The following is a 3,252-nucleotide window of genomic DNA, read 5'->3' as shown; positions in this document are numbered from 1 at the left end:
ACACCCCCCACCAACCCACCACCCCCCTCGACCTCCTCGGCTGAACGGGGGCGTGGCCGGCCGCCCGGGAGACCGATTCCGCGGCCGGTCACCATCGGCCCACGCCCGGTTCGCCCGTCGAGATCCGCTGTACGCTGCGCGGCATGGGATCTGGGCGGGTACGGGTTCGATTCGCGCCATCTCCCACCGGCATCTTCCATGTGGGTGGGGCGCGGTCGGCGCTGTTCAACTGGCTGGTCGCGCGGCGCGCCGGCGGCAACTTCGTGCTGCGCATCGAGGACACCGACGCGTCCCGCAACCGGCCGGAGTGGACCGACGGCATCATCAGCGCGCTGGACTGGCTCGGCATCAGCCCCGGCGGGTACGAGGGTCCGGTGCTGCAGTCGTCGCGCGCCGACCGGCACCGGGCCGCGGCCGAGCGGCTGCACTCCGAAGGTCTCGCCTACTACTGCGACTGCACGCGCGAGGCCTTGGCGGAACGTACCGGCAACGCGCAGCGCGGCTACGACGGATTCTGCCGGGACCGCGGGCTCACCCCGGGTCCCGGCCGGGCGCTGCGCTTTCGCACGCCGGACGACGGCGTGACGATCGTCGAGGACCTCATCCGCGGCACGCCGGAGTTCCCGAACGACACCATCGAGGACTTCGTGGTCGCGCGGGCCGACGGGTCGGCGGTGTTCCTGCTCGCCAACGTCGTCGACGACCTGGAGATGGGGATCACCCACGTCATCCGGGGTGAGGAACACCTGTCGAACACCCCGAAGCAGCAGCTGCTCTGGGCATCGCTCGGCGCGGGTGCGCCGCCGGTGTGGGCGCACGTCCCGGTGATCGTCAACGAGAAACGCCAGAAGCTGTCGAAGCGGCGCGACAAGGTGGCGCTCGAGTCCTACCGGGACGAGGGATACCTGCCCGCCGCCATGAAGAACTACCTGATGCTGCTCGGTTGGGCCCCGCCCGGCGAGGACGAGATCGTGCCCTGGGAGACGATCGAGTCCACCTTCGACCTTGCCGACGTGAAGCCGTCGCCGGCGTTCTTCGACGAGAAGAAGCTCAAGGCGTTCAACGGTGAGTACATCCGGCGGCTGAGCGTCGAGGAGTTCATCGAGGCGGTCCGGCCCTGGCTCTCGGCACCGGCCGCGCCGTGGGAGCCGGCCGCGTTCGGCGCGGACGCGTTCGCCGCCCTCGCCCCCCTGGCGCAGAGCAGGGTCTCCGTGCTGTCGGAGATCGTGCCGATGGTCGACTTCCTCTTCCTGCCGGAGGTACCAATCGACGACGCGGCCTGGGCCAAGGCGATGAAGGGGCCGGCGGCGGAACTGCTCGCCGACGTCCACGACCTCTACGACAAGATCGAATGGGAAGCCGAGACGCTGAAGGCCGGACTTACCGAGGTCGGCGAGCGGCACGGTCTCAAGCTCGGCAAGGCGCAGGCACCGGTGCGGGTCGCCGTGACCGGGCGGAGCGTGGGACTGCCCCTGTTCGAGTCGCTGGAGGTGCTCGGCCGGGAGACCACCCTGCGGCGGCTCGCCGAAGCGCGGGAACGGCTCACCGGCGGCTGACCTCACGCCGGTCCACGACGGCCTCGCGCGCACGCCGGTCCGTGGCGGCTTCGCGCGGCGGGCAGGGCTGAGCCCGGGTCGCGGCTGGGACGGGCCGCGACCCGGGCTGGGGAGACCCACCAGAAGCCGGGGTTACCTCTGGTGGGTGAGGCTGCTCCAGTTCGCCAGCCACCCGGGCGGCCGGGCGGTCGCACCTTGGGCCACCCGGATGGCCCAAGGTGCGACCGCGTTCGACAAGGACCAGCACACCCCGCCGGGCCTAAGAGATCCTTAAAACGAGCTCAAGACAAGCTGTGATCTTGCTGTCACGAAATGCCTCTCGAGAGTGACCATCCCGCGGTGTCAGGATGTTGCCATCAAGCGGGAGTCCACCGGGCTTAGGGCTCACCGTGACCCTGGGTAGCTGACCCTCGGGGCGTGCGCTGGCGCGGGCTCAGCCCGGACCACTCGTCCGCCCAGGCCGCCAGCGGTTCCAGCACTCCCTGCAGGCGACGGCCGTGCGCGGTCAGCCGGTACTCGCCGGCCTCGTCCACCTCGACGAGGCCGGCCTCGCGCAGCTCCCGCAGGCGTTGGGTCACCTGGGCCTGCGGCGCCTCGAGCCGCGCCACAAGCGCGCGGAACGGCAGGGCCGTCCCGCGCAGGTTCCAGTAGACGGCGAGGGCGAAACGCCGGCCCAACAGGTCCACAAGACCGGCGAGGGCGGACGGTGCGCCGTCCGGAGTCTCGGGGTGACCGGAGGCGTGCGGTCGTCCCGGCCCGTTCAGCCTCGCCTGCCTCATCGGCATGTCCCGCCGGGACCGCTCATCGGTGGCCTCCGGGGTCTCCGGCGCGAGGGTGCCCCGATCAGCGGGCACCGACCGAGCCGACGCCGTTGGATCCGACACGGTTGGAGCTGTGCGAGCCGAGGGGAGTAAACAGCCTGGTCGCGGACTGCCCGGCGTGGGCGCCAAGCAGGTCCCGGGCCTTCTGGTAGAAGGTGGCCGCCTGCGCGGAGACGAGTCCCGCCGCGCTCTGGACCTCCGGGCGCTCCTGGAGGTCACGGACCTGCCGCATGATGGCGTCGTAGTGCTCCCGGCCGGCCCGGGCGCCGAGGACGTATCCGAGACCGAGGGCCAGGATGACGCTGGGCCTGATACGCATGTTGCCTCCCAGGAGACCGAGGGACGTGCAGGCGGATGGCCGCCGGCCGCTTGACGTTGTGTCGTCGGGTTGATTCCTACCCCACGTCCAAGACCGCCCGAACCTCAGGTAGGCTGACGACGTCAGGTGCATGGCAGGTGCACGGCACCCGATCCCGCGTAGCTCAATTGGCAGAGCAGCCGGCTGTTAACCGGCAGGTTATAGGTTCGAGTCCTATCGCGGGAGCATAGGCCCAGGCCGGAGGCCCGATCCCTTCCGAAGATCAATTCCGAGTCATATCAGTACCACTTTAGCCTTACCCATCCATACTATGATCTTGATCGATGCAAGATCAAGAGAACTACTACAAGCACGGCCACGCGTGAACCATCAAGATCACGAAAGATTCACCTGCCGGTGGGTCGACAGTAGCCCCTCAGATTGCCACGCTGTGCAGCAGAGCCAACACGACGGTGCTGTGGGGGTGGCCGGTGCGACTGGCGTCGTTCAACGTGGAAAACCTGTTCGAACGGGTCCGGGCGATGAATCTGCCCACCTGGGATGAAGGCCGACCGGC

Annotated in this window: 3 protein-coding genes and 1 tRNA gene; 2 read left to right on the top strand and 2 right to left on the bottom strand. The window is 69.4% G+C overall.

Going from position 1 to position 3,252, the window contains the following annotated elements:
• The first annotated feature begins 143 nt into the window (after positions 1 to 143).
• Complete coding sequence (gltX, locus tag ACY45C_RS20820) at positions 144 to 1,556, top strand: glutamate--tRNA ligase (protein WP_462189243.1); 1,413 nt, start codon at positions 144 to 146, stop codon at positions 1,554 to 1,556.
• A 377-nt stretch (positions 1,557 to 1,933) separates the two neighbouring features.
• On the opposite strand, the gene ACY45C_RS20815 is transcribed toward gltX, so the two are convergent.
• Both ACY45C_RS20815 and ACY45C_RS20810 read right to left on the bottom strand, forming a co-directional pair.
• Positions 1,934 to 2,410 carry a winged helix-turn-helix transcriptional regulator gene (locus ACY45C_RS20815; protein WP_462189242.1) on the bottom strand — a complete coding sequence of 159 codons (477 nt, stop codon included), beginning with the start codon at positions 2,408 to 2,410 and terminating at the stop codon, positions 1,934 to 1,936.
• Entirely contained in the window at positions 2,400 to 2,696 is a 297-nt protein-coding gene (locus tag ACY45C_RS20810; RefSeq protein ID WP_462189241.1) for a hypothetical protein, read from the bottom strand. The genes ACY45C_RS20815 and ACY45C_RS20810 overlap by 11 nt, the downstream gene beginning before the upstream one ends.
• 152 nt (positions 2,697 to 2,848) lie before the next feature.
• Here ACY45C_RS20810 and ACY45C_RS20805 point away from each other — a divergent pair.
• Positions 2,849 to 2,921: transfer RNA gene (locus tag ACY45C_RS20805), tRNA-Asn, on the top strand.
• Positions 2,922 to 3,252: the final 331 nt, after the last annotated feature.

It is taken from the genome of Frankia sp. CcWB2, from assembly GCF_977927585.1.
Note: the sequence above shows the minus strand (reverse complement) of the source record. Positions and strands in the feature narration are given on the sequence as shown.

Bases quoted from the DNA above. Each gene is read 5' to 3' on its own strand.
- gltX (WP_462189243.1), top strand. From the start codon at position 144: ATGGGATCTGGGCGGGTACGGGTTCGATTCGCGCCATCTCCCACCGGC.
- ACY45C_RS20810 (WP_462189241.1), bottom strand. From the start codon at position 2,696: ATGCGTATCAGGCCCAGCGTCATCCTGGCCCTCGGTCTCGGATACGTC.